This window comes from Roseovarius sp., from assembly GCF_965228755.1.
Taxonomy (GTDB): domain Bacteria; phylum Pseudomonadota; class Alphaproteobacteria; order Rhodobacterales; family Rhodobacteraceae; genus Roseovarius.
Genome location: NZ_CBDDIG010000013.1, coordinates 580,724 through 606,390 on the forward strand (window position 1 = coordinate 580,724; position 25,667 = coordinate 606,390).

Below are 25,667 nucleotides of genomic sequence, written 5' to 3' on the forward strand. Positions count from 1 at the left end.
TGGTGCGGTCCACATCCGACTAATAGTTTGCATGGCCCCGTCGCAGAAGCGCCCGCCCGGGGGGCGGTCGGGCGCTGCCCGGCGGCGCGCCCTTGGCGCGCCTTGATTCCGGGCGAAGAGGCTACCGCCCCCGCGCCCAGTCGCCCTTGCCGCCGGGAAGGCGCACGCATAACGCTATGAAGCCGTAGACGAGGAAGCCCAGCGGATCGCGCAGGATGGCCTTCAGCTTGGCCCCGCCGGAAGACGCCGCCGGGTCGGCGTTCTGAAGCAGGCGGGGGAATTTCTCTCCGATCTCGCGCACGCCGCGATCCTGCCGGCGGCGGACGCGGATCAGGCCGGAAAGGCCCTCGATCATCGGCCAGCGATAGGTTTGCGGCAGCCTGACCCGTTCTTCCGGCGAGAAGTTCAGCCGGGCGAAGGTGTCGTCGGAAATGATCTCGGGCCACGTATCCCAGCGGGCGCGGCCCGGGCCGTTGACGGCGAAGATGCCGAAGCCCGGCACGCCGGTCGTGACGAAGGGGAGCTTTTGCCAGAACCGTGCATAGGCACGGGTGACGGGGCTTTGGGCCGGGGCGATCCGGGGCGTGCCGCTGGCGTAGCGGGGCGCGCCGGTGTCGAGCATGGCGATCAGCGCCGGGATCAGGCCCGGGCTGACGGTGACATCGGCGTCGAGGTAGATGCGGATCGGCGCACGGGCCGCGTCGTCGCCCAGTTGCAGGGCGCCGAGCTTGCCGCCCTTGTCGGTGTCGATGATGCGGACGGGCCGGGCCGGGTTGGTCGAGAGGTCTGCAACCTCCTGCGCGATGGCGACGGTGCGGTCGGTGCAGGCGTTGGCGACGACGAGGGTTTCGAACGGCGCATCGCCGGCGGAAGCGGCGAGCCGGTCGAGGCAGGCGCCGATATAGGCTTCCTCGTTATTGGCCGGGATGATGACCGAGGCTTTCGGGGCGGGGGCAGATGCCATGCTACTTGAACTCGTCCACCACCTGCCAACGCGGGTTCTCCGCGTCGCCGAGGTGGCGGAGGTGGCCCCAGCTTCCCCATTTCACCGGCACGCCGACATCGTTGAAAAGCGCGAAGGGCCCGTCGCTGACCTCGGCCCATTTCTCGAACAGGGTGCGGTAGAGGGTGGCGATCTCGGGCGTGTAGTTGAAATGGGTGAAGAAGGCGGTGAGCGTGTCGTCGCCCACCTGTGCGCCGACGCCGACGAGATGGGTGCCGCCCTCGTAGACGATGAGGTCGAGCCCGTATTCCCTGGCAACCTCGGCCTGGTAGGTGAAGAACGTGTCGGCGGCGCGGTCGAGCCCGTCGAACTCGTCGCCGTACTGGAGGGAGTTCGTCAGCGCGTCGACGGCCCAGTCGGTGGCCTTGTCGAAGCGGTGCGCCGCGACATGGGCGGCGAGCGCCTCGCCGGTCAGGCCCTGCTGGCGGGCCTCGGCCTCGGCGGCCTCGCTGCTTTCGGCGATCTTCGCCAGCGTGATGTCGCGCATCTCGTCGCGGCCGAGATAGGAGCCGAAATAGCCGGTGATGGCGTAGGCGTCGGCGAAGGTATGGGGCGGTTCGTTACCCTCGGCCACCCAGAGGGGGGCGTCGAGGATGGCGCGTTCCAGCCCCAGCCAGCCGGTCTGGGTGGCGATCACGGTGACGAGGCGGTTGCGGGCATCGGCGAAGACATCGGCCCAGATTTCCGCCATCTGCGCGGTCTTCATGCCGTAATAATCCTGGCCCTTGTAGCGCTGGCCCCAGCGCTCCTGTGCCCGGGCCTCGGCCCATTCGGCCTGGGTGAATTGCCAGTTCCAGACCTCGTTGGAATACTCGACGTAAGCCTTCAGGCCGGGATCGAGCCGGGCCTCGACCATTTCGGCGAAGCGGCGCTGGTAATTCTCGTCGCTCAGGTGGGGCATGCAGAACCACGGGTCGGCGCCCAGCTCGTTGGCGAGCGCGATCATGATCTCGGCGGGGGCGCCGTGGCGGGTGTAGGAGAAATCATCGGGTTTCGGGCGGTTGGCCCAGTCCTGCTGATCGGAATTGTTGGTGTGCATCCAGTCCATGAAGCGCAGGGCGGCGAAGCCCTGCATGTGATCCAGCCAGAGCGGGTTGAAGATGGCGCCGCTGGCGAAGGCCTCCTGGTGCTCTTCGCGCACGACGGTGATGTTGCGGATGTAGTCGCCGGTCTTCATCGGGTCGGACCGCTGGATCTTTATGAGGACCATCCGGCCCGTTCCCGGCTGGAAATCGAAAGCGACTTGGCCATCGCCATAGCGGACGTTGCTGGCGGCGCCGCCGACCTCGACGATGCCTTCGCCCTCGAAGCTGAGGACGTAGCGGCCGGCATAGATGTCGGCGTCGTCGGGCAGGTCGGTGAGGATCAGCGTGCCGATCGAACCGAGGTCGTGCGGTACGGAGGTGGGCCAGCCCTGGGCGTCGAGCAGGCCGCGTTCTTCCAGCTCGTCGAACTCGACGCCGCCCCATTGGCCGGGCTTGTGCCCGATCCAGCGGCGGGCGGTCTTGAAGACGTCGATGAAGGGTTGCCCGGTGCTCCAGTCGTTGATCTCGGAGAGGTTCATGGCAAGGGGAAAGTCGCGCGCGCCGGACTGGGACAGGGCCGGGGCGCCGGCGAAGACCAGGGCGATCAGGGCGAGGATGCGGATCATTGCGGCACTCCTGTTTCCGGGCGGCTGGTCACCACGTCCCAGACGACGCGCTGCATCAGGCGGGCGGTGGCCTCGGTCGGGGCGTCGGCCGGGGTGCCGTCGGCGCGGTCAAGCCGGTGGGGCAGGCCCAGCGGCGAAGCCTGGTAGAGGACGGCGTAATGGGTGAGCGCCACGAGGTAGGCGCCGAGGTCGTTGATGTGGATCGGGTCGAGGCTGCCGTCGTCCTTGCGCTGGAACAGGTCCTCGCGCGAGGTGATGCCGCCGGTGCCGCCGGTCTTTTCCAGTTCGCGCACGAAGCGGGCCATGACCTGGCCCGCGGGGATCAGGAAAACCGGGCGTTCGGGCGTGTTGCGGGTGAGATCGCGTTGCAGCAACTCGCCGATCCAGTAGCGGTCGATGTCGCGGTCGAGCCGGTCGAGCCAGCCGTCGGGATCGTCGAGCTTGTGCCACGTCTCGTAGAGGTAGAGGCGGGTTTCGGGGTTGGCGTCGCGCGCGAGCGCGGCCCAGCGGGCGAGGTACTTGCCGCTTTGGTGATACCTGATGGCGTCGCGGATCTCGACCATCTCGGTGAAGACGATGGCATCGTATTCGCCCGAGCCCACGGCTTCGCGCGCAGGGCGGAAGCGGGGGTGGTCATTCTCGGTCTCGAAGCCGTTGATGGTTTCGCCGGGCTCGTAATGTTCCTTGAGCGAGGTGCCCCAGCCTAGCTGGCTTTCGTAGCGGTGGCCGTCATTGGCAAGCTGGGCCAGCATGGCGGGCATGTCGCGGCCCACGAGGCTGTGGCCGAGATGGAAGACGTGCAGCCCCCGGCCGGGCGGTTCCGGCGCGGGGTGGGCATAGGTCTCGCGCAGCTTTTCCGGCGAGAGCGCGGGGCGCCACAGCACCACCCAGAGCGCGACGGCGGCGGCGGTCACGACGGCCAGCCCGAGAAGAATGGTCGTTCGGTCGATCATCATCGGTATCCGGTCGCCGCCATGCCTACCAGTAGGACACGCGCCGCCGCTGCGCGGCGAGGCTCGGGTGCTGTTCGGCGGTGATCGCGGTGATGATCTGCCCCTCGGCCACCACGTAGCGGCCATAGAGCCGCGCGCGGCGCTCGAAGCCGGGCACCGGGCGCATGAAGGTCGCCTCGAACTGGCCGGTTTCGAGATCGGCGGTGATTTCCAGGTCGTGGAATTCCAGGAAGGTGCGGCTGAGCGGGAACTGGCACTTGTAGGCGCATTCCTTGGCGCTGAAGATCAGCTTGCCCAGCAGGCCGCGGGTGTCCTCGGACTGCAGGGAAAGCCAGGCGCGTTCCGGCAGGGTGCAGATCTCGGGGAAGAGATCGGGGTCGAGGGGGGTGGCCTCCTCGATGTCGATGCCGATGCCGGGGACGTTGCGGCGCTCGGCCACGGCGGCGATGCAGAGGCTGTCGTTGTGGCTGATGCTGCCGGTGATGGCATCGGGCCAGACCGGCGCGCGGCTTTCGTCGGCGGGGATCGGCATGGCGGGCAGGCCCATTTCCTGCATCGCCTGGCGGGCCGCGGCACGGCCGGCGCGGAATTCGCGGCGGCGCTTGTCGTTGGCGCGGGCGACGGCGGCGCCTTCTTCCTCGAAAGGGGCGTCGTGATCGGCCGACGGGTCGGTCATGGCGACCGAAACGGCGGGGGCGAAGAGGGCGGCGATATCGTCTTCCAGACAGCCGGTCGAGAGGGTTCCGGGATGCATGCTCATGACAGTTGACGCTCCCGTCCGGCGCGCATGGCGCGGCGTTTCGACATGGTGGCGGCGCGGGCCTCGCTGGTCTCCTCGCGCTCGGGCGGGGTGGGGTCGGTGCCGCTGCCGCCTTCGAGGTGGCGGGCAAGGTCGCGCAGCACCGGGAAGCGGAAGATGTCGGTGATCGAGAGCGTGGGCGTGTCGAGCGCCTTGCGGATGTCGCGATGCGCCTGCACGGCCAGCAGGGAGTGGCCGCCGAGGTCGAAGAAATTGTCCTCCGGCGCGATCTGCTGCACGCCGAGGACGGTGGACCAGACCGCGGCGATGCGGCTTTCCAGCCCGGTCGTCTGGACGGTGGTGCGGGCGGCGGGTTTTGCCTTGCGCACCGGCGCGGGCAGGGCCTTGCGGTCGATCTTCTTGTTGGGGGTCAGCGGCATGGCGTCGAGCGGCACCAGGTCGGCGGGCACCATCGCCTCGGGCAGGTGGGCCTTGAGATGGGCGCGCAGGGCGTCGTCGGAGGCGGTGCCGGTGAAGTAGCCCGCCAGCCGCGTGTCGCCGGTGTGGGAGGTCAGCGGCACGACGACCGCCTCGGTGATGCCGGGGAGGCGTTTCATGGCCTCCTCGATCTCGCCCAGCTCGATCCGCTGGCCGCGGATCTTCACCTGGAAATCGTCGCGGCCGAGGAAATCGAGCGTGCCGGAGGCCGTCCAGCGGGCAAGGTCGCCGGTGCGGTACATGCGGGCCGTGCCGCCGTCGAAGGGGTCGGGCACGAAACGCTCGGTAGTGAGCTCGTCGCGCTGCCAGTAGCCGCGGGTGACGCCGTTGCCACCGATGCAGAGCTCGCCCGCCACGCCGACGGGGGCCGGGTTGCCGGTGTCGTCGAGGATGTAGGTTTGGGTGTTGGCGATGGGCGTGCCGATGGGCACGGTGTGGCCGTCGGTGCCGGGGTCGACCCGTTGATGCGCCGACCAGACGGTGGTTTCGGTGGGCCCGTACATGTTGTCGATCCGGGCCTTCGTGGCGCCGCGCAGGTCGCGGGCGAGGTCGGCCGGGAAGGCTTCGCCCCCGATCAGGAGCTGGCGGACATGGCGCAGGGCCATGCGCGCCTCGTCATTCTGCGTCAGGATGCGCGCCATGCTGGGCGTGCATTGCAGGTGGGTGACGTCGTGGCGGATGATCTGGGCGGCGAGCGAGAAATCGTCATCGGCCAGTTCCGCCGGGGCGTTGGCGGTCACCATCACCTGCTTGATCAGGTCCATGCCCGCCATCACCGTTTCGGGTGCGATGCCATAGTCGATCAGGCAGGCGATCTCGGTCACGCCGATGCGGCGAAGCTGATCGGCGCGGGCCACGCCATCGGCCACGGTGCCGAAGAGGCCGGAGTCCTCGAAATACCGCTCGAAGGCGAAATCGAGGATGGCTTCCATCTCGTCCTCGGCCAGCGATCCGAGATCCATCTCGAAGGGGGATTTCACGCCCTCGGGTTTCTTGAAGGCCGGGAAGGCCCAGGCGTATTGCTTGATCAGGCCCGCGGCGCTGCGCAGGTAGTTTTTCATCGGCTCGCGGGCGACGGCGCGGGCGTGTTCGCGGCCGTCGGCGATGAAGCTGTGCAGCATCATCGTGACCTTGAAGTTCGCCGGATCGTGTCCCGCGCCGCGCAGGGCGTCGTGGTAGATCGCGATCTTCTCGGCGACCTCGTCGATCGACTGGCCGAGGAGGTGGGTCAGGATATGCGCGCCCTGTTCGCCGGCCTCGCGCCATGTCTGGGGGTTGCCGGCGGTGGTGACCCAGCATTCCAGCTCTTGCGAGACCGGGCGGGGCAGGGTCTTGACGGGCAGCATGTCGCCCGATTGAGTGGGGAACTCGACCGCCTCGCCGCGCCAGAGGCGGCAGGCCTTGTCGAGCGCGTCGTAGAGGGCGGGCTTGTTGTTGGGCGGCGTGTTCTCGGGGCGGAGGACGAAATCGTCGGGATGCCAGCCCGAGGCGAAGGCGAGGCCCGCGCGCCCGTTGGTGAGGTTGTCGATGACCGCCCAATCCTCGGCAATGCGGGCGGGGTGGTGGAGGGGGGCCACGATGCTGCCCGCGCGGACGGCGATGTTCTGTGTCACCGCCGCGACGGCCGCGCCCGAGACGGCGGGGTTCGGGTAGGGGCCGCCGAAGGCGTGGAAGTGGCGTTCGGGGGTCCAGACGGCGGCGAAGCCGTTGGCGTCGGCATAACGGGCGGCGTCGAGGAGGAGCTGGTATTTCTTCGGCCCCGGTCCGTCATCATTGCCCCAGAAATAGACCGAGAAATCCATCGGCTCGCCCGAGGCGGCGATCGGACCGTTCGACACGGCGGCGCGGTTTTCCGAGCCGGTGATGACGACCTTGAAGCCGCGGGCGAGGGTGTAGAACAGTTCCAGCACCGAGATGTCGAAGGAGATCGATGTGACGGCCAGCCAGGCGGAGCCGGCGTCGCGGTCGACGCAATCGTCCATGCCGCGGAAGAAGTTGGCGACGTTGCGGTGTTCGACCATCACGCCCTTGGGCTTGCCGGTCGAGCCGGAGGTGTAGATGAGGTAGCCGAGGTCTTCGGCGTCGGCGCCTCCGTCGACATTGGCGGGGGTGTCGGCCTGGTCGATCTGGTCGAGCAGGATCCGCTTGGCGTCGGTCTGCGGCAGGTTGCCCTGCGTCGCCCCATGGGCCAGCAGGACGCGCGCGCCGCTGTCGCCCATGATATGCGCCAGCCGGTCGGCCGGGTGATCGGGGTCGAGCGGGACATAGGCGCCGCCCGCCTTGAGGATAGCCAGCGCGCCGATCAGCAGGTCGGGCGAGCGGCGCAGGCAGAGGCCGACATTGACGCCGCGGCTCACGCCGGCGTCCTGCAGGGCCTGCGCGGCGCGGTTGGCGCGGGCGTTGAGCTCGGCATAGGTGAGCGCGGTGTCCTCAAAGACGAGGGCCGTGGCGTCGGGGGTTGTCTCGGCCTGTTGTTCGAAGGCGCGGTGGATGGTGAGGGCCGGGTCATAGTCGGCTTGCGTGGCGTTCCAGGTGGTCAGTTGCAGCGCGCGCTCGGCCTCGGGGAGGGCGCAGAGCGCCTGCATGGTGACGGGGGTGCCGTTGGCAGCCCGGGTGAGCATGGCCGACAGGCGCGCGGTCAGCAGGCCGATCGCCGCGTCGTCGAGGCGGGCGCGGTCGATATGCAGGTGGCAGGTGCCGCTGTTGTCGAGCGCGGCGAGGATGACGGCGCCGGGGATGGTGGCGGGGCCGTCGGTGATGGCAATGGCGGGGGTTTGCGGCGTGCCGAGCGCCGGGTCGCGCAGGGCGAGGTCGTCGGGGAAGCCCGGTTTGGCTTCGGCGGTGGCGAGGTCATCGGCGACGGCGGCGGTGAGGTCGGCCAGCGTGGTGTCGTCGGTGGTCTCGATATGCAGGGGCATCCACGGGGTGGTGATCGACGGCGCGTGCGCGTCGCGCTTGAGGCTGGCGGGGGCGTAGGCAATATCGCCCGCGCGCTGGCCGGCGCCCTGCAGGGCCCATGCGGCAAGGACGGTCAGCGCGGTCGTGCGGTCGAGGTCTGCGGGCAGGGCCACGTCTTCGACGGCCCAGTCGGCCGGGCCGGTGGTGGCGCGGGCGAGCGGGACCTGGACCGGGGTCATGTCGGTCAGACGGGCGCGCCAGTGGCGCTGGTGCCTGGCGAGGCGCTCGGCGGTGGCGGTGAGTTGGTCCGCTGCCTCCGGGGATAGGGCGGGCAAGATGTCACCGGTGTTGAACAGGGCCTTCGGGGTGACCGGCTTGCCCTCGGCGTCGAGGAGGGAGGTCAGGCGGATGGCGCCGTCGGCGGTGGCGACGGTGAGGCTGTCGGCGGTGGCCTCGGTCACTTCGCCGGGTTGGGCGCCGGCGTCGGTCGGCAGGGCGGTGGCGCTGCGGGCGAAGAGCGTGCCCTTTGCCGTCAGCAGGCGGGGCAGGCCGAGGGGGTTCCAGTAGCCGCCGAAATCGAGCGCGCGGACGGTACGGGCGAGCGTTGCGGCGGGTTGGGTGAAGTCGAGGAAACCTGCGGCATGGGGCCGCTTGGCGCCCGCGAAATAGCTGCGCGTGGTGAAATCCTGCGGGCGGGGGGCCAGCGTGCCGGTTTCGATCTGGCCCAGCAGCTCGGCGAAGCTGTCGAGGCCGGCGGCATAGCATTTCGCGTTGAGGGAGTGGGCGGTCTCGTCGGCGTCGATGGCAAACTCGCGGGTGACCAGCAGGTCGCCCTTGTCGATGCCGGCCTCGATCACGTGCCAGCTGATGCCATGCTCGGCCTCGCCGTTGAGCAATGCCCAGACCGGCGTGTTGAGCCCGGCCATCTGCGGCAGGGGGCCGTCGTGGAAGTTGATCGCGCCCTTGGCGGGCAGGGCCAGCACGTCGTCGGGGATGACCGAGAGGTTGGCGATGCTGAAGAGCCAGTCGAAGCCCGTGCTATCCAGCAGGGCAGCCGTGGTGTTATGCACCGGCACCCCTTTGGCCGCCGCCCAGCCGCGTATCTGCGGGTTGGTGGTGATCACGGCGGCGATGCCATGGCCGTGGTCGAGCAGCTGGTCGCCACAGCCGATCAGGAGGGTTTCTTCGCCAACAAGCGCACTGGTAAATCGGGTCATTTCGACTCCTCCACAAGAGGTTTTGTCATCGGGGTGGCCGCGACATGGTCGGGCCGCCGGCGGATGTTGCCGGCGAAATGGGTGACGAGATCGCGCAGGAAATGCGGCGGGTCGCCGATCGACCGGCGCGACAGGATCGCGCGGGTCCGCCACAGGAGCGCGCCGGTCAGCCGGGCCAGCGTGGCCCCGGCGGCATAGGCGCGGCCGTGGTTCTTGGTGAAGTAATGCAGGCGGGAATCGAACCAGTAGGTCGGCGTCCGTTTCCACAGTTTCATGCCGGTCGAGGAGGAGCCTTCGTGCAGCACCTCGCTGTTGCGGACGTACCAGGTTTCCCACCCGGCGCGGGCGGCGCGCAGGCAGAGGTCGGTTTCCTCGAAATAGAGGAAGAAGGTCTCGTCGAAGAGGCCGATCTCGTTCAGCATCCGGCGGCGCAGCAGGGCCGAGGCCCCGGCGACCCAGTCGACGCGGATCGTGCTGTCGGGCAGGGGCAGGGGCACGACGGAGTTGCGCAGCAGGCGGGTGAAGAGGCCGGTGCGGATGGCGCCCTCGAACTCGCCCGCGATGGTGGGGAAGCGGAAGGCGGTCTGGTGCGGCTCACCATCGACGCCGCGGATCGCGCTTCCGGCGATGCCGCAATGGCGGTGCGTTTGCATGTGGGCGATCAGGTGGCGGATCGCGCCTTTCTGCGGGAAGGCGTCGGAGTTGAGGATGTAGTAGAAATCGGGCTGCGAGCCGTCGGAAAGGCCGGCGTGCATGCCGAAATTATTGCCCGCGCCGAAGCCGCCGTTGCGGGCCGAGGCCTTGAAGCGGACGGGAACGGGCGGGTTGGCGAGGCCCTCGATGGCGCGGGTCAGCACCTCGCGGGAATCGTCGCCCGAGCCGTTGTCGACCACGAGGATCTCGCCGCGGATGCCCGCCATTTCACGCAGGGCGGCGTCGAGCGCCTTCAGCGTCAGCTCGGGCGTGCGGAAGTTGAGGATGATGGTGAGAACGGAGGGGTCTGTCATGGCCGTCACTCCGCCGCCGTGCGCGCCGCCGTGGCGGGCGCGCGGGGTTTGTTGCGTTCGATGTCGCGGACAAGGCCGTTCAGGTGTTTGGCCAGAACGCTGACATTGGGCATGAGAACCATGCTGTCATGGTCACCCGGCACCTCGATGACGTTCACGCCGGGGGCCCATGGTGTCCACTGGTTGTCGTCGAAGACGTATTCGCGCTCGCGGCTGACAAAGTTGCCGCCGGTCACCTTCCAGTGCCGGTCGAGCGGTGGGCGGAAGAGAGTGAGCGGGCCGTCCCACGGGGCGAGCTCGTAGCGGGCGACGGCGCCGCGGAAGGCCATCTCGATCTGGCGATTGTTGAAATTGCCGCTGTCGGCGGCGGGGGCCGTGCCATCGGCCTGCGCGCGCTTGGTCTTTTCCCAGGCCCAGCGGTTGCGGGCCCATTCCAGCAGGTAGGCCGGGCCCTTGCGGCGGATATCGTGCAGCTTCATCAGCGCCTTGTCGGCCGGTTTGAGCGACGGCCGCACCGGCAGGGGCGTGTCGAGCATCACGACCATCGCCACCTCCTGCCCGGCCGTGTCGAGCTGGCGGGCGATCTCGTAGGCGGTGATGCCGCCGCCCGAGAAGCCGCCGATCATGTAAGGCCCCTCGGGCTGGATGCTACGCATCTCGGCGATGTAGTCGGCGGCGGCCTCCTCGATCGTGTCGTGGGGCGCCTCGTCGCCGATCAGGCCGCGGGCCTGAAGGCCGTAGACCGGGCGGTCTTCCATGCTGAGGGCAAGGTGGCGCAGGTTCAGGACGTTGCCGAACATGCCGGCAACGATGAAGAAGGGCATGCGCGACGATTTCGTGCCGTTGAGGGGCACGGCATAGCGGAAGGATGTGGGGGCCGCGGCCTCGGGTGCTGTGCCGGTGTCCGTGGTGCCGCCGGTGCGCGCGTCGAGCATGGTGGCGAGGCCGGCGATGGTGGGGGCCTCGAAGAGAACGGAGATGGGGAACTGCACGCCGAAGTCGCGCTTGACCGCCGCGAAAAGGCGGACGGCGAGGAGCGAGTGGCCGCCGAGGTCGAAGAAGCTGTCATCCACCCCGATCTGCTTGACGCCGAGGAGGTGTTCCCAGGTCTCCGCCAGCTTGATCTGGGTGGCCGTTTCGGGGGCCGCGTAGTCGGAGGTCAGTTCCGGCCGGTCGAAGGATTGTGTTTCCTTCGCCTCGTCGCGGGCCTCGGCCAGTTGCACCAGCGTGGTGAGGTCGACCGGCGAGATGGCGATCTGGGCCCCGGGGCGGGCGAGCGCGCGGCGCAGGGCCTCGGCGCCTTCCTCGGGGCGGATGCCGAGCGCCACCATGCGCTGCATCTGCGCCTCGGCGGGCGAGAGGGCGCGCGCCGTGCGGTCCTCGGGGAAGCGGACGTCGTCCTTGGCGGTGACGGCAGTGACGCCGAGCGTCGCCTCGCCGGAGAGGCGCTGCATCTGGAAGTCGGCGATCTCGGCGATGACATGACCTTGCGCGTCGCAGATCACCACGTCGAAGCCGGCCATCCCGGTGTCCCAGTCGCTTTCGCTGCGGACCTGCACCCAGCTGAACACCTCCGCCGGCATCGGGCGGAAGACCCGGATCGAGCCATAGGAGACCGGCACCCAGAGGCGGTTGCCGGCATAGCCGTCGATCAGCTCGATCGCCCAGCCGGTGGCGAGGTCGAGCATGGCCGGGTGGAGGATGTAACCGGCGTCGAGGTCGCCCCGGGCGGCCTGCGGCAGCTCCAGCCGGGCCAGCCCTTCGCCGGAGCCCGTCTTGGCATCCTGCACCACGCGCCAGCGGGGGCCGAAATTCAGGTGCGCCTCCTGCGGGGAGACGAAGCCATCGTGGCCGTGATGCGCCATGAGGTTGGTGCAGCGAGCGGAAAGGGCGGCGAGGTCGATCCGTGCGGGCACCTCGTCGATGGCGCCCATGGTGCCTTGGGCGTTCAGGACCATGCCGTCGCGGCCATCAACGCTACAGGCGCTGCGGGTTTCGAAGGCCATGTCGGCGCCCGAGGGCGTGAGGCAGGTTTCCACGCCGCGCGGCGCGGTTTCCGGCACGTCGAGCGGGCGGAGGAAGACGAGGTCGCGCAGTTCGACCGGCAGGGCGCCGCCCGAGGCGAGGTAGGATTCCATCGCCAGTTCCACGAAGCCGGTGCCGGGCAGGACGGCCGCGCCGGTCGACATGCGGTGTTCGTTGACGATCCAGTCGGCCTTGGCGTCGAGCGTCAGGCGGGCGCGGCGGTCGCCCGAGTGCTGGGCGGTTTCGTCGAGGAGCGGCTGGGGGGCGGGCTGCCACTCGGGCGCCGCGCCTTCGGCGTTGCGCTCGGCCACGGCGGTGGCGGCCATGCCGACGGTGTTCCAGACGCCCCAGTCGACGGCGAGCACGCGGGTCTTGCCGCCCTGCCGCGACTTGGCGAAGGCGTTCAGGAACTCGTTGGCGGCGATATAGTCGATCTGGCCTTCGGGTTTGGTGATCGTGCTGGTCGAGGAGAAGAGGACCATGAGGTCGAGCTCGTCTTTCCCGAACAGGCTGTCGAGGACGCGGAGACCGTGGAGTTTCGGGGCCAGAACGCGCTCGACATCGAAGGTGCTCTTGCCCAGAAGCGGGGCGTCGTCGATCAGGCCGGCGGCGTGGATGACGCCGTTGATCGCGCCGAAATCGGCCTTGGCGCGGGCGACGGCCTGTTGCATCTGCTCGATATCGCAGACATCGGCCACCTCTACGCGGACAGCACCGCCGAGCGCCTCGAACTCGCGGATTGCGGTGATGCGGGCGACGACGGGGTTGCTGGCCGGCATGGTGTCGATCAGCGTCTGCCACTGGTGGCGCGGGGGCAGGGCGCTGCGGCTCAGCAGCACGATATTGGCGCCGTGGGTTTGGGCGAGGTCGCGGGCGACGGTCAGGCCGATGCCGCCCATGCCGCCGGTGATCAGGTAGGTTCCGCCGTCGCGGAAGGCGGGTTCCTCGGGCGTGGCAGGCAGGTCCGCGGCTTTCCACGCCTGCGCGAAGCGGCGGCCGTCGCGGATGGCGGCGACGCTGTTGGCGGGCTCGGCGAGGAGGTCTTCGAGAAGCTGCTCGGTGGGGAACGCGACCGGCGCGGGTTTGCGGCGGCGCGACGGGGCCGGCGTGGGCAGGGCGATGTCGAGCGTGGCCACGGTGACGCCCGGAAGCTCTTTCGGGATCACGCCTGCCGGGCCGGCGATGGTAGCTTTCTCGGGGTAGGGCAGCGCCTCTCCCTGAACCTGTGCCGCGCCGGTGGTGAGCACGGTGAGATGCATCTCATCGGGGCGGTCGACGCTTTCGATGGCCTGGGCGAGGTGCATCAGGCTGTGAAAGCCGTGCTCCATGTTGCGGGTGAAGAAGTTGCTGCCGGGGCGGAAGCTCTCCTTCTCGGTGACAAGCCACGCGTGGACGATGCGCGTCGGCAGGCGGCCCTCGGCGGCGAGTGCGCGGAAGAGCTGGGCATAGCCCTCGGGCCCCTGGTCGGGGGCGAGGCGGTAGCTGTCGTCGCCGAGGCGCGCGAAGCTATCGCCGGGGCGGACGGTGGTGACCGTATGGCCGGCGGCGGTCAGCCGGGCAGTGGCGGCATCGGTGAGGCCGGTGTCATCGGCGAAGACGAGCCATGTTTGCGGGTCTTCGGCGCCGCAGGTGGAAAGCGTCTCGGCGTCGCAGTCGGCATAGCGGGGCTGCCAGACGGGGCGGAAGCCCCACTGCGTAATGTCTTCGCTGCGGGTCAGGTCGGGCGCGGCATCGGCCAGCCGGGCTTTGCCGGGTTCGATGAAATAGCGGCTGGTCTGGAAGGCGTAGGTCGGCAGGATCACGTGGTTGCGCCGTGCCTCGCCCCAGATCTGGCTCCAATCGGCCTCGATGCCAGTGGCCCAGAAGCGGCCGATCACGCCGAGCAGGAACTTGTCGTCGGCGATGGCGTCGTCGGGGTGGCGCAGGGCGGACAGCACCTGGCCGGGCTGGACGGCGTCGCACATCTGCGACAGCGAGCTGAGCGCGCGGCCGGGGCCGACCTCGAAAAACACGCGGTCGCGCTTGGCGGCGAGGGTGGTGATGCCGTCGGCGAAGCGGACGCAGTTGCGAAGCTGGCCTGTCCAGTAGTCGGGGTCGGTGGCCTCGTTCTCGGTGATCCAGTCGCCGGTGCGGTTGGAGATGAAGGGGATTTCGGGCGCCTGCAGGTCGAGCGTCTGTAGGAAGGCACGGAACTCGGGCAGGATCGGGTCGAGCATCCGGGAATGGGCCGCGATGTCGATGTTGATGCGCTGGCAGTCGATGTCTTTCGCTTCAAGCTCGGCCTGAAGCCGGTCGAGCCGGTCCTGCGGGCCGGTGACGGCGCAGAGATCGGGGGCGTTGATGCTGGCGATGTCGAGGGTGTCGCCGATGATCTCCTGCACCTCGCTCGCGGGCAGCGAGACGCTGAGCATACCACCTGGGGCGACGGTGTCGAAAAGACGGCCGCGCAGGAGGACGAGGTCGATGCAGTTCTCGAAGCTCATGACGCCGGAGAGCGCGGCGGCGGTATTCTCGCCCATGGAATGCCCGATCAGGGCGGCGGGTTTGATGCCCCAGGACATCCAGAGTTTCGCCAGGGCGAATTCGACGATCATGATCAGCGGAAGCTGGGCCGAGGGCTTCTTCAGCGTCTCGTTCGCGGCCTCCATGTCGCCCGCCTCGGGGAGCCAGATGGCGCGGATATCGTAGTCGAGCTTCGGGCCAAGGTGGTCGAGGCCGCGATCCATCCATTCGGCGAAGACCGGCTCGGTCTCGTAGAGGTCGCGGGCCATGCCGGCATATTGCGCGCCGCCGCCGGGGAACATGAAGACGGTGTCGGGTGTCTCGCCCAGCTTCTTGTGGGTGAAGACGCGGTGGGGGTTGCCCTCTTCCAGCAGGGCGGCCGCTTCCTCGTGGGTTTCGGCGACGACGACGCGGCGGTCGTCGAAGGCGTGGCGGCCGGTTTTCAGGGTGTACGCCACGTCTTCGAGCGGCTGCTCGGGATGGGCGCGCAGGTGGGCGGCGAGGGCTTGCGTGTTGGCGTCGAGGGCGGCTTTGCCCTTGCCCGAGATGGTCAGCACGTGGAAGGGCCAGTCGCCTTCCTCGGAGGCGGCGCGTTCGGGCGCTTCCTCGAGAATGGCATGGGCGTTGGTGCCGCCGACGCCCAGCGAGTTGACCCCGGCGCGGCGGGGGGTGGGGCCTTGCGGCCATTCCGTCAGCCGGTCGTTCACGCGGAACGGGCTGGTTTCGAAATCGATGGTGGGGTTGGGTTTCTCGAAGCTCAGGCTGGGCGGCATCGCCTTGTGATGCAGCGCGAGGCTGGTCTTGATGAGGGAGGCCACGCCGGCGGCGGTGTCGAGGTGGCCGATATTGGTTTTCACCGAGCCGATGCGGCAGAAGCCTGATTTGTCGGTGGTTTTCCGGTAGGCCTCGGTCAGCGCGGCCACCTCGATCGGGTCGCCGAGATAGGTGCCGGTGCCGTGGCATTCGACATAGCCGATGCTATCGGCGGTGACGCCGGCGGTGTCGATGGCGCGGGAGACGGCTGCGGCCTGCCCGTCGACGCTGGGGGCGAGGTAGCCGGCCTTGGCGGCGCCGTCATTGTTGATGGCGGAGCCCTTCACCACGGCCCAGATGTGGTCGCCATCGGCGATGGCATCCTCCAGCCGGCGGAGCGCGACGACGCCCGCGCCGCTGCCGAAAACCGTGCCCTTGGCGCGGTGGTCGAAGGCGTGGCAATGGCCGTCGGGGGAGAGAATTTCGTTTTCCTTGAAGAGGTAACCGCGCCCCTGGGGCAGTTCGATGGTCGAGCCGCCGGCGAGCGCCATGTCGCATTGGCCCGAGCGCAGCGCCTCGCAGGCGTAGTGGACGGCGACGAGCGAGGTGGAGCAGGCGGTCTGGATGTTGACGCTGGGGCCCTTGAGGTCGAACACGTGGCTGACGCGGGTGGTCATGAAGTCCTTGTCGTTGCCGGTATGGCGGAGGAGGAACATGCCCACGTCGTCGACAAGGTCGGGGTTCGAGCAGATGTTGAAGTAGAAATAGCTGCCCATGCCGCAGCCCGCGAAGACGCCGATATCCCTTGTTTTGTTGCCCGGAAGGTGGCCCGATTGCTCCATCGCCTCCCACGCCACCTCGAGGAACTTGCGGTGCTGCGGGTCGAGGATGGCGGCGTCTTTCGGGCCGAAGCCGAAGAACTCGGCGTCGAACTGGTCGTAGCCGTCGAGGCGGGCGGTGGCGGGCACGTAGTTGGGGTCGGCGATGCGGTCGGGGCGCTCGCCGGCGGCCTTGAGCGCGTCGGCGTCCAGCCGGTCGATGCTCTCGGTGCCGGATTCCAGATTTTTCCAGTAATCAGAAATATTTAGCGCGCCCGGCACCTTCAGTGCCATGCCGACGATCGCTATGTCCTGACCACTGTTTGCATATACTCGTTTACCAATCATACTCATCCTGCGCGAAGTCGTGACTTCGGCCCCCACACTGGTTTTGCATCGAACGCAGCCCCTGGCCCAAGTTCATGTTCATGACTTCGCCACATTTCGACGCAAGTAACTGGAAAACATAACTAAAAATTTTCGCAACTAGAGGGCGAACACCGACATGGATGCGACAATTTCCTATTCGGTTCCAAATTGTTTTCTATATCAGAACAATCGATTCTGCGAGCCCGACGGCAGGGCAGGGCGATTCTTTTCGGAGGGCCCGGGGAGGCGGTTTTAGCCGGGAAACCGACGTCGGTATAACGTCGGTATTTTGTCGGTATTACGTCGGTGCGGGGGGTGTCACCCCCAGCCCCCTCACCCGATCAGCGGTTTCGCCAGGCCGGGCCGGCCCGCCCCGGGGCGCAGGTGGCTCTCGTCCTCGGCCTCCTGCCGGCGGGTGGATTCGGTGTAGCCGAGCACCGCCCCGGCGATGAGCCAGGTGTAGGGGGTGAGGATGGCGTTCACCAGCATGTCGATCAGGGTGATGGCGAGGATCAGGGCCAGCGCCGCCACCGCGCGGGTGGGCCGGTCTTGGCGGGCGTGGCGCAGGAGCAGGAAGAGCGGGACCGCGAGCAGGCCCATCTTGCTGAGGTAACCCAGCCAGCCGAAGGTGCCGAAGACGATGATCCATTCGCCGTCGGGGATCGAGATGATCTCGCCCGTGGTCAGGTCGCGCACGAGGTTGCGGCCCCAGCCGCCCCAGCCGAAGAGCCATTTCTCGTGCGCGCGTTCCAGCAGCAGCTCCTCGTTCTGGAAGCGGAAGCCGAGCGACTGGGCGCGGTCGGGGTGGATCGCCTCGGCCCAGCCGAGGATGCGGTCGAGCGGGACGAGGCCGTAATCGCGCAGGACGGGGTAGAGGACGGCGATGCCGGCGAAGAGCACCGCGATGCGGATCTGCATCTTGGGCGCGGCGAGCAGGATGGCGGGCACCACGGCAAGGCCATAGGCCAGCGGCCCGAGGCTCTTGCAGAGGATCAGCACGCAGAAGAGATAGCCCGTGGCCGCCAGCAGCCGGGGCCGGGCCTTGCGGTCGGCCATGCGGAAGAGCACCGCGGCGGCGGCGGCGGCGGTCATGAAGAAGAAGGCCATCCACAGCCCGTGCGGAAGGAAGACGATGGGGCGGAAGCCGCCCTGCCGCATCATCTGGCCGAAATCGTGCTGGAAGAAGCCGTAGACCCAGATGTTGATCTGCGGGCTTAGCCGGATTTCCAGCAGCGCCGGCAGGGAATAGACCAGCCCGCCCACCAGCAGCGCCAGCAGCAGCTCGCGCTGGCCCGTCTGCGAGGACAGGAAGGCGCGGCCCAGCACGAAGGGGATGAGCGTGATCGCCTGTTGCGAGGCGATCGAGAGCACGTCGATGAGGCGCAGCCCCGGCAGGCCGCCGGTGACGAAGGAGACCGGTTCGGCATCGAAGACCGAGTAGAACAGGATCGGGTCGGTATTGGTCAGAACGGTGGGGATGGTGCCGGCGAGAAAGAGGAAGAGCAGCACCTTCATCACCCGGCTTTCCGGCCAGATCGGCACGCGGCGCCTGGCCACCCACAGGCAGCAGGCGAGCGCGCAGAGATTGGGGATCGAGGTCTTGTTGAAATCGGGCACCAGCGGCAGGTCGAACACCGCGCGGGGCGGCAGCAGGAGGTAGCCGCCGAGGATCGCCCAGATGATCGCCCGTTCGATGCCCATCCGGCGGAACATCACCACGCAGGCGACGGGCCAGATCATCAGCATGAGATATGCGAATGCGTTGGGCATCAGGCGAGGATTGCCCGCAGGCGCGCTTTTGACGGTGGCCCGGGCGGGCATTCCCGGTATAGGTGGACGGGCCGGTCAGGTGTCGGATGCGGCGAAAGCGGGGTCGTCCTTTCTTGGAGTTCACGGTTCGGGATCAGGTGGTTCGGGTGAACCTGCGCGACTTTGCCGAATTGGCGGAGGCGGTCGGCGCGAGATTTGCCGCGCGCGAGGGGTTCGCGCTGGCGACGATCAACCTCGACCACCTCGTGAAAATGCGGAGCGATGCCGCCTTTGCCCGTGCCTATGCGCGGCAGGACATGGTGGTGGCCGATGGCAACCCGATCGTGTGGCTGTCGCGGCTGGCCGGGCGCCCGGTGGAGCTGTTGCCGGGGTCCGACCTGATCCGGCCGCTGTGCCGGATGGCCGGGGAGGCCGGGGTGCCGGTGGCGATGGTGGGCAGCGACGAGGCGACATTGCAGGAAGCGGGCGAGCGGCTGGAGGCCGATATGCCGGGGCTGCGGGTGGTGCTCCGCCATGCTCCGCCGATGGGGTTCGACCCGGATGGCGCGGCGGCGGGCGAGATACTGGAGCGGTTGGAGGCGGAGGGCGTGGGCCTGTGCTTCCTTGCACTGGGGGCGCCCAAGCAGGAGCGTTTCGCGGCACGGGGGCGCGAGCTGGCGCCGCATGTGGGCTTCGCCTCGATCGGGGCGGGGCTGGATTTCATCTCGGGTCGCCAGACGCGGGCGCCGATGTGGGTGCGCCGGCTGGTGGTGGAATGGGTCTGGCGCGCGCTGGGCGATATAAGGCGGCTGGGGCCGCGCTATGCCCGCTGCATCGCGATCCTGCCGCGGCTGGTGATCGGGGCGCTGCGCCTGCGTATGTCGACGGGCGGGCACTAGCGGTACTCGATCAGCGTGGCGCGGCGGCGCAGGAGGCGGGAGGCGTGGAATTGCAGCGCCCCTTGGGCCTCGGCGAATTTGCCCAGCACCGTGAAGGCGGCCCATTCCCATGCGGCGCGCGAAGCCGGGCCGCGGCGGGCGGCGAGGCGGGCGACCTGTAGCGGATAGATGAGCGCGAGCAGCAGCGCCGCCGGGTGGATCAGCGCGGCGATCAGGATGGCGAGCGGCAGGGCGGCGCCCCAGAGGAGCGCGCGGCGCGTCTCGGCGACCCAGTGGCGTTCGGGCGGGGCGCCGTGGAGGTGGGCGCCCTCGGCGAAGGCATGGCCGGCGCGGCGGGTGCGTGTCCACCATTGGCCGAGCTTCGTCATGCGGGCGTCGTGGCGGGTCATGGGGGCGTCGAGGCGGTGGATCTTCCAGCCCTGCCGGCGCAGGCGGACGCAAAGCTCGGGCTCCTCCCCGGCGATCAGGTCGTCGCGGTAGAGGCCCGCGGCGTCGAGCGCCGAGAGCCGGGCGAGGATGTCGCCGCCGCAGGCGCTTGTGTCGCCGGGGGGCGTGTTCCACTCGATATCGCAGAGCCGGTTGTAGAGCGAGGCCTCGGGGTGATCCTCGCGCCGGCGGCCGCAGGCGATGGCGGTGTCGGGGTAGGCGTTAAGGTAGGCCGAGGCGGTGGCGAGCCAGCCGGGTTCGACGGTGCAATCGCCGTCGACGAGCTGGACGAGGTCGGTCTCGGTGCGGTCGAGGGCCTTGAGCCCGGCGTTGCGGGCGCGGGCGGCGGTGAAGGGCTGGGAGGTGTCGAGGTCGATGACATGGGCGCCGATGCTGCGGGCATGCTCGGCGCTGCCGTCGGTGGAGCCGGAATCGACGTAGATGACGGGGGAGGCCCCGGAGAGAGAGGCGAGGCAGGCGCGGAGGCGCGCGCCCTCGTTACGGCCGATGACGACCGCGGCGATGCGGGGGTGGGCGGAGGTCATTGGCCCGCGCCCTCAACCCACCAGCGGGGCCATCTGGGCGGCGAAGCGGCCGGAGCGGGCATAGTCGTGCAGCCGGTCGAAGGCCTGCCGGGCGATACGGTCGCGGGCGGCGGGATCGTTGATCAGCCAGCGGGCCTTTTCCTCGAAATCCGACAGGTCCCAGCGCAGGGGCACGTAGGTTTCGTTGGGCACGAAGATGTTCGGCTTGGTCTCGACATGCTGCATGTCCTGCTTGAGGAGGACGGCGCCGGTCAGCACGGCCTCGAAATCGCGCCAGCAGACCTCGCCATAGCCGAAGGGGCTGAAGCAGATCTTGCTTTGCTGCAATTCGGAGATGAAGCGGTGGTGCCCGATGCCCGTGCCGGTGACGGTTTCGGTGTCGGGCAGGGATTCGGCGGCGGCGAGGGATTCGGCGCGCATCGCCTCGTACCAGGGGGAGCCGTCCACCGCGATGCGGGCGTGCAGGTCGATCGGGCGGGGGCCGTCGGGGCGCTGGCCGGCGGCGAAAGCGGGCAGCATGAAATCGGCGGTGACGAAGGACGGGCCGAGATGCAGCTTGTCGCGGAAACCGGGGGGGATGGGGAAGCGGGTTTCGTCATGCGGCAGGTCGTACTTGCGGCCGTAGTAATCCATCAGCGTGGTGTCGCCATAGAGCGGCTTGGCATAGCGGTCGCGGTCGCGCAGGACGTGCTTGGTGACGTAGTGGTCGATCTCGGGCAGGCGGTGGGCCATGCGCAGGTCGGTGGGGGCGAACCAGTCGAGATAGACGAGCCGGGCCTTGGGGTTCCGGTCGCGGATGGCGGCCATGGTGCGGGCCAGCTCGTCATCGGGGATGTCGAACGGGGTCTGGAAACAGACGGTGGTGGCATCGCGCGGCCCGTCGGGCAGGCCGGCCACGTAATCGGAGATCTCGACCTCGCGGATCTCGGTGTCGAGCGCATCGCGGAAATCGCGGGCGTAGTAGTGGAACGGGAAGATCTGGCTTTGCGGGATGCGCTCGCCGATGGTCAGCAGCAGCAGGCGTTTGGCCGAGTTGCCGCTGAACGGCTTGCGGAACGCGCCGCGCCGGCGCCGCTGGTGCAGCGCCGCGTTGATTTTCCGACTGATTCGCCACGCGATCATGCCGTGCCTCCGTTTCCGCGCGCAGGAAACACCCGCACACGGCCCCTGACAAGGGGCGCGTCGGCCCGCCGAGGGGCGGGACGGGAAACAATACGGGGTTCAGTCATCTATTGTTCCTGCTCGTATTGTTGCAGGAAACCACGTTCCGGGGTCAGAAAAATGGCGAAAAACGGTCTGTGTGGTGGCCGCGCCGCATCGCCGCGGCGGGTTTGGTGATTGTGCCCTTGCCGCGGGGCCGGGTTTTGCGTTCCATGCCGCCAGAATGCCCGAAAGGACGCCTGACGTGCCCGCAATGCCCGATGACGACCCGCCCTTCCTGATCCTGCGCCGCGACGGGGAGCGGGTGGTCGTGCGGGGGGCGGAGAGCTGGGCCTCGGGCCCGCACGGCAAGGCGGCGACGGTCTGGGCGGAGTGGGGCTGGACCGACGGCCGGTTGACCGCGCGGGTCGACCGCTACGGGTTCTACACGCTTTTCTGGTACGAGAAGGACGGGGTGGTGGCGGTCTCGCCCTCGCTGGTGAAACTGGTGGCCGAGGGGTGCGACGCCACGCAGGACGCCCGCGCGCTGGCGGTGTTTCACCGGATCGGTATTTTCGTCAACGACGACACGCCGCTGAAGCACGTGAAGACATTGCCGCCCGGCGGCGTGCTGACATGGGACGGCACGGGCGCCGTCCGGGTCGAGAGCGGCGCCACGGTGCCCGGCACGCAGGAGATCAGCCGCGAGGGCGCCGTCGACGGCATGATCACCCATTTCCGCAGCGCCGTGGCCCGCGCGCTGGAGGAACACACCGGCCCGTTCCACGTGCCGCTGAGCGGCGGGCGGGACAGCCGGCATATCCTGCTGGAGGTGCTGCACCAGGGGCGGCGGCCCGAGGCTTGCGTGACCTTCCACCACAACGGCGCCGTTCCCAACCGCGAGGCGATGGCGGCGCGCGCCCTGTGCGAACGGCTGGGCGTGACGCACGAGATGCTGGGCTTTGGCCGGCCACGGCTGGCCGACACGCTTCGGGCGCTGGTGATGACCAGCCTTTGCGCCGACGAGCATGCGCAGATGATGCCGCTCAACGATTATTTCCTCGGCCGCGATGCCGTGAGCTTCGACGGGATCGCCGGCGATATCCTGACCAACCCCGACGATTCCGCCGACTGGTTCATGGGCCTGTCGCGGAAGGGCGACTGGAAGGGGATCGCGCAGGGGATGATCGACGGGCACGGCAGGGTCGTCTCGCAATCCCATTGGGGCAAGGGCGCCGGCCCGATCTATTCACCGGGGATGGACGAGGAGGTGCGCGATTACGTGGCGCCTGCGATCGCGCAATATGCCGATGCGCCCGACCCCTACCAGATGTTCTGGATGTTCCACCGCACGCGGCGCGAGATCAATTTCGTGCCGCAGGCGATCCTGGGCAGTGCGCGGCACGTGTTCTGCCCCTATCTCGACCCGGAGTTCGTGGAGTTCTGCATCTCGCTGCCCTACAGCGTGACCAAGGACCAGCAATTGCACAACGACGCCATCGCGCGGGCCTATCCGGAGGTGGCCGACATCCCCTACCAGGAGGGGTTCCCCGAGCCGCGGGTGCGGCGCAATTCCAAATTGCGCAAACTGGGCGGGGTTCGCGATGCCGCGCAGATCGTGGCGGCGCTGGGCGGGGAAAGCCGGGTGCGGGCGTTCCTTGGTTTCGTCCGGTTTCCGGACAAGCTGACCCGGCATCACGGCGATATCTACGCGCTGCACGCGCTGAGCCTGGACGGGCTGGATGCCGCCAAGGCGCGGCGGCTGCTGGACCTGGCCGCGCGGCTGCGGGCGCGGCGGCCGGGGCGGCTGATCTCGGACCGGTACGAGGGCGCCTAGGCCCCGGCGGTCAGGTCAGCAGGCCCGCAAGCTGGGCGCAGGCGCGGGCCGCGCGGTCGGTCTTGCCGTCGCGGATGAAGCCTTCCATGCGCTTGAGCGCCTCGCCGAGGCAGAGCACGTCGAGCATGCCGGCGCTGCCCGCCTCGGCCCGGCGGATATCGAAATAGAGGGTTTGCAGGTCTTCGGCGCCGTAGCTGTATTTGTAGCGCTCGTTGCCGTGGCCGAAATCGTAGCAGATGAAGCCCTGGCCGATGGCCCATTCGATGGCGTGGAAATGCAGGGCGTCGCCGATGAAGGTTTCCTCGGCCTGCGTGTCGCGGCCGGCGACGATGAAATGCAGGATGCCGTTCTGGCGGTCGATGACGTGGCCCAGCGCGCCGAGCCGGCGCTCGCCCCGTTTCAGGACCGGCAGGAACAACGCGCCGCACTGGTGCGCCGCGGTCAGGACGCTGCGGTAGTTCGCGGCCACCTGTTCGGCGGTCTCGCGGCCCTTGGTTTCGGCCCACTTGGCCGTCCAGAAGGTGAGGAGGGCGGTGATGTCGTCGTTCAGCGTGGCGTCGTCGGCATGGGTGACGTGGTAGTCGCCGGTCTCGAGGTGGCGGCGGCGCATCTTGTTGAACCGCTGGCGGGTGTTGGCGCTGACCTGGGCCTTGAGGTAGCTGTCGAACGCCTCGGGGAGGTCGACCTGGGGGCTGACGAGGTTGTCGGCCTCGCCCTTGTTGATCCGGTAGTCGCGGTAGCGCACGGTGAGCCCGCGCGCCGCCAGACGGTCGGTGAAGATGCGGGCACGGCGGCTTTGGGCGACGTAGCGCATGGAGAGGCGCGACCAGGGCATCGCGGCCAGCTTGTCGGCGGCGGCGGCGAGGCCCGCCTCCTCCTGCGAGGGGTCGCAGAGGAAGCCGGTATACTCGCTGAACAGAAGCCGGCCGCCGGCCTCGAGCTGGGTCTGGAATTCCTGTTGGCTCCGGCTCCAGTGGGTGCGGTACTTGAGCGGGACGATGCAGATCGCCTCGTCGCTGTCGACGGGGTCGCGGACGACCAGCACGCTCCACCGCCAGGGGTTCTGGCGGAAGGCCAGCGCCAGCCAGTCCCATGTCAGGAAGACGGTGGATTCCATGTCGCGCGCCTGCAGGCGCCGCCAGGCGGGGGCGAGGGCGTCGAAGGCGTCGGGCGTGTCGACGATATCGACCTGCAGGCCGGTGGCGGGGCGGGGGGCCTTGTCTTGCAGCATGGTTACGCCTTCTCGAGCATCTTCTGTTTCATGCCGTCGCGCAGGAGGGTGACGAAGACCTGCTCGGCCTCCTCGAAATCCCTGGCGATGGGGGCGGTCATGGTGTTGCGCCGGGCGAAGAGCGCGCCGACGCGGCAGAGATGGGCGGCGAATTGCGGGTGGACGCCGGCATCGTCGTACTTGCGGATGCGGCGCATGGATTGCCAGCCGCGCTTTTCGGATTCGCGGACCACGAGCTGCAGGCGCTGGATGCAGTGGAAGGTGGTGTAGAGCGCGAGGTAGTCGAGATAGGCGTCGAGGGTGTGGCCCAGGGCCGGGTCGTAGGCATCGGTGATGATGTCGAGCATGTCCTCGGGGGCGATCGGCCAGACCTCGTCGCCCAGCAGCCAGGCCAGGTCCTCGGCGCCGTGGCGGATGCCGGAATATTCGAAGTCGAACCAGCGCAGGCGGTCATCCTCGCCCAGTGCGGCGTTGCCGGAGCGGCAATCCCACTTGACGAACTGCTGCGCCGGGGCGGCGATGCGGGCGCAGAGCTGGGCCTTGTCGATCTCGCGCCCGCGGCCGGCGGAGAGCTCGGCCAGGAAATCGGCGGAGTGGACGAGGTTCTCGATCCAGTCGTCGTTCTGGCCGAGATGGGGGAGGATGTCGCGCAGGCCGGCCTTCTGGCCCGCCATCTGGATGCGGAAGATGGCGGCGACCGACTCGGCGGCGAGCGCCAGGCGGTCTTCGGGGTCGCGGGCGATGATCTCGCGGTTGAGGCGGCGGGAGCCCACGTCGGACTGGAACAGGATCACCCCGTCGACGGCAAGGCATTCGGGGATGTCGTCGCAGAAGGGCGCCAGCCGGCGCAGGGTGTAGGCCTCGAGATGGGTGCGCTGGAAGGTGGGGCGCAGGGTGGCCACGACAGAGCGGCCGGGCAGGTGCAGGCGATAGCTCGACCGGTTCTCGCCGCCGGGGGCGGAGATGCTTTCGACCGGCTCGCGGAAGACCTTCTCGGCGCTTTCCATGACCCGGGTCATCCGCTTGTTGCGTGTCTTCTTTGCCATGCGTCCGTCACCCTCGCGTATCGGGGCCGCCGGTGGGGGCGGCCTGTCTGTGCCTCAGGGCGGCAGGGGTAGCGGCGCAAATGGGCGGTTTTGTGGAAAGCCCGTGGCAATTCGATTCGAGGTGATTCGGCCGTGGCCCGGCCGGAGGGCGGCGGCGATTGTTCCCGGTTTCAACGGATCGGCGCGGGATCGGCGCGGACTGTTTCCGGATATCGCGGGGTTTCGGGGCGACTGTGCCGATTCTGCGCCGGAAGTTTGGCGGAATTGTGACAAGGCCGTAGCGTCAGCCGATCAGGAGTAACCGCGGCCCCGCCGTTTTTCCGGGCCGCGACAGCAAATGCCGCGACTGTCGCGGTTACGA

14 protein-coding genes are annotated in these 25,667 nt (G+C 68.7%); 2 read left to right on the forward strand and 12 right to left on the reverse strand.

Translation table 11 applies throughout. The features are described 5' to 3' along the window. Positions 1-121 precede the first annotated feature (121 nt). The 8 genes from ACO07J_RS21130 to ACO07J_RS21165 all read right to left on the reverse strand — a co-directional run bounded on the left by ACO07J_RS21130 (position 122) and on the right by ACO07J_RS21165 (position 18,203). The gene (locus ACO07J_RS21130) at positions 122-964 is read right to left on the reverse strand and encodes a glycosyltransferase family 2 protein (RefSeq protein WP_422032651.1); all 843 of its coding nucleotides are present in this window, start codon (positions 962-964) and stop codon (positions 122-124) included. A gap of 1 nt (position 965) precedes the next feature. Next, the gene (locus ACO07J_RS21135) at positions 966-2,654 is read right to left on the reverse strand and encodes a hypothetical protein (protein WP_422032653.1); all 1,689 of its coding nucleotides are present in this window, start codon (positions 2,652-2,654) and stop codon (positions 966-968) included. Next, positions 2,651-3,607, reverse strand: coding sequence for a hypothetical protein (locus tag ACO07J_RS21140; protein ID WP_422032655.1), 957 nt, complete (start codon positions 3,605-3,607; stop codon positions 2,651-2,653). The genes ACO07J_RS21135 and ACO07J_RS21140 overlap by 4 nt, the downstream gene beginning before the upstream one ends. 25 nt (positions 3,608-3,632) lie before the next feature. Then, positions 3,633-4,367: a 4'-phosphopantetheinyl transferase family protein gene (locus ACO07J_RS21145; RefSeq protein WP_422032657.1), complete on the reverse strand. Its 735-nt coding sequence runs from the start codon at positions 4,365-4,367 to the stop codon at positions 3,633-3,635. Beyond that, positions 4,364-8,959 carry a MupA/Atu3671 family FMN-dependent luciferase-like monooxygenase gene (locus tag ACO07J_RS21150; protein WP_422032659.1) on the reverse strand — a complete coding sequence of 1,532 codons (4,596 nt, stop codon included), beginning with the start codon at positions 8,957-8,959 and terminating at the stop codon, positions 4,364-4,366. The genes ACO07J_RS21145 and ACO07J_RS21150 overlap by 4 nt, the downstream gene beginning before the upstream one ends. Further along, positions 8,956-9,966: a glycosyltransferase family 2 protein gene (locus ACO07J_RS21155; protein ID WP_422032661.1), complete on the reverse strand. Its 1,011-nt coding sequence runs from the start codon at positions 9,964-9,966 to the stop codon at positions 8,956-8,958. The genes ACO07J_RS21150 and ACO07J_RS21155 overlap by 4 nt, the downstream gene beginning before the upstream one ends. A gap of 5 nt (positions 9,967-9,971) precedes the next feature. Continuing rightward, the gene (locus tag ACO07J_RS21160) at positions 9,972-16,418 is read right to left on the reverse strand and encodes a type I polyketide synthase (RefSeq protein WP_422032663.1); all 6,447 of its coding nucleotides are present in this window, start codon (positions 16,416-16,418) and stop codon (positions 9,972-9,974) included. A gap of 348 nt (positions 16,419-16,766) precedes the next feature. Then, positions 16,767-18,203 (reverse strand): hypothetical protein, encoded by a 1,437-nt coding sequence (locus tag ACO07J_RS21165; RefSeq protein WP_422032665.1) that lies wholly within the window; start codon positions 18,201-18,203, stop codon positions 16,767-16,769. A gap of 113 nt (positions 18,204-18,316) precedes the next feature. Between ACO07J_RS21165 and ACO07J_RS21170 the strand changes: the two genes are divergently transcribed. After that, positions 18,317-19,081 carry a WecB/TagA/CpsF family glycosyltransferase gene (locus tag ACO07J_RS21170; RefSeq protein ID WP_422032667.1) on the forward strand — a complete coding sequence of 255 codons (765 nt, stop codon included), beginning with the start codon at positions 18,317-18,319 and terminating at the stop codon, positions 19,079-19,081. On the opposite strand, the gene ACO07J_RS21175 is transcribed toward ACO07J_RS21170, so the two are convergent. Then, the gene (locus tag ACO07J_RS21175; protein WP_422032669.1) at positions 19,078-20,052 is read right to left on the reverse strand and encodes a glycosyltransferase; all 975 of its coding nucleotides are present in this window, start codon (positions 20,050-20,052) and stop codon (positions 19,078-19,080) included. The two genes, ACO07J_RS21170 and ACO07J_RS21175, sit on opposite strands and share 4 nt — an antisense overlap. 12 nt (positions 20,053-20,064) lie before the next feature. Next, complete coding sequence (locus tag ACO07J_RS21180) at positions 20,065-21,174, reverse strand: glycosyltransferase family protein (protein ID WP_422032671.1); 1,110 nt, start codon at positions 21,172-21,174, stop codon at positions 20,065-20,067. Positions 21,175-21,457: 283 nt separating this feature from the next. Here ACO07J_RS21180 and ACO07J_RS21185 point away from each other — a divergent pair, with 283 nt between their 5' ends. Next, the gene (locus tag ACO07J_RS21185) at positions 21,458-23,029 is read left to right on the forward strand and encodes a hypothetical protein (RefSeq protein WP_422032673.1); all 1,572 of its coding nucleotides are present in this window, start codon (positions 21,458-21,460) and stop codon (positions 23,027-23,029) included. Positions 23,030-23,039: 10 nt separating this feature from the next. On the opposite strand, the gene ACO07J_RS21190 is transcribed toward ACO07J_RS21185, so the two are convergent. Then, entirely contained in the window at positions 23,040-24,260 is a 1,221-nt protein-coding gene (locus ACO07J_RS21190) for a GNAT family N-acetyltransferase (protein WP_422032675.1), read from the reverse strand. A gap of 2 nt (positions 24,261-24,262) precedes the next feature. Beyond that, on the reverse strand, positions 24,263-25,306 hold the full coding sequence (locus tag ACO07J_RS21195) for a hypothetical protein (RefSeq protein ID WP_422032677.1): 1,044 nt from the start codon (positions 25,304-25,306) through the stop codon (positions 24,263-24,265). Positions 25,307-25,667: the final 361 nt, after the last annotated feature.

Bases quoted from the DNA above. Each gene is read 5' to 3' on its own strand.
- ACO07J_RS21140 (WP_422032655.1), bottom strand. From the start codon at position 3,607: ATGATCGACCGAACGACCATTCTTCTCGGGCTGGCCGTCGTGACCGCC.
- ACO07J_RS21150 (WP_422032659.1), bottom strand. From the start codon at position 8,959: ATGACCCGATTTACCAGTGCGCTTGTTGGCGAAGAAACCCTCCTGATC.
- ACO07J_RS21165 (WP_422032665.1), bottom strand. From the start codon at position 18,203: ATGCCCAACGCATTCGCATATCTCATGCTGATGATCTGGCCCGTCGCC.
- ACO07J_RS21145 (WP_422032657.1), bottom strand. From the start codon at position 4,367: ATGAGCATGCATCCCGGAACCCTCTCGACCGGCTGTCTGGAAGACGAT.
- ACO07J_RS21190 (WP_422032675.1), bottom strand. From the start codon at position 24,260: ATGCTGCAAGACAAGGCCCCCCGCCCCGCCACCGGCCTGCAGGTCGAT.
- ACO07J_RS21130 (WP_422032651.1), bottom strand. From the start codon at position 964: ATGGCATCTGCCCCCGCCCCGAAAGCCTCGGTCATCATCCCGGCCAAT.
- ACO07J_RS21195 (WP_422032677.1), bottom strand. From the start codon at position 25,306: ATGGCAAAGAAGACACGCAACAAGCGGATGACCCGGGTCATGGAAAGC.
- ACO07J_RS21160 (WP_422032663.1), bottom strand. From the start codon at position 16,418: ATGAGTATGATTGGTAAACGAGTATATGCAAACAGTGGTCAGGACATA.
- ACO07J_RS21155 (WP_422032661.1), bottom strand. From the start codon at position 9,966: ATGACAGACCCCTCCGTTCTCACCATCATCCTCAACTTCCGCACGCCC.
- ACO07J_RS21175 (WP_422032669.1), bottom strand. From the start codon at position 20,052: ATGACCTCCGCCCACCCCCGCATCGCCGCGGTCGTCATCGGCCGTAAC.
- ACO07J_RS21135 (WP_422032653.1), bottom strand. From the start codon at position 2,654: ATGATCCGCATCCTCGCCCTGATCGCCCTGGTCTTCGCCGGCGCCCCG.
- ACO07J_RS21180 (WP_422032671.1), bottom strand. From the start codon at position 21,174: ATGATCGCGTGGCGAATCAGTCGGAAAATCAACGCGGCGCTGCACCAG.